This is a genomic window from Curtobacterium sp. MCBA15_005, assembly GCF_001864855.1.
Classification (GTDB): Bacteria; Actinomycetota; Actinomycetes; order Actinomycetales; family Microbacteriaceae; genus Curtobacterium; species Curtobacterium flaccumfaciens.
Genome location: NZ_MJGL01000030.1, coordinates 1 through 310, shown reverse-complemented (window position 1 = coordinate 310; position 310 = coordinate 1). Strand labels below are relative to the sequence as shown.

At 62.3% G+C, this 310-nt stretch carries 1 pseudogene; it reads left to right on the top strand.

What is annotated here, in order from left to right:
- Positions 1-277: pseudogene (locus BIU89_RS12070) on the top strand (sugar ABC transporter substrate-binding protein); the annotation flags it as partial.
- Positions 278-310 lie beyond the last annotated feature (33 nt).

Below are 310 nucleotides of genomic sequence, written 5' to 3'. Positions count from 1 at the left end.
GGGCCAGGACGCCGAGGCTGCCTCGGTCAAGTCGATCATCGCCGGCCAGCAGTACTCGACGATCTACAAGGACACGCGCAAGCTCGCCAAGCAGTCGGTCACCATGGCCGAGGACCTGCTCACCGGCAAGAAGCCCGAGGTCAACGACACGAAGAGCTACGACAACAAGGTCAAGGTCGTCCCGACCTTCCTGTTCCAGCCGACGGTCGTCACGAAGGACAACTACAAGGAAGTCCTCGTGGACTCGGGGTACTACACCGAAGCCGACCTGAAGTAGTCAGGCCCATCTCACGGACCGGAGGCGCGGTGC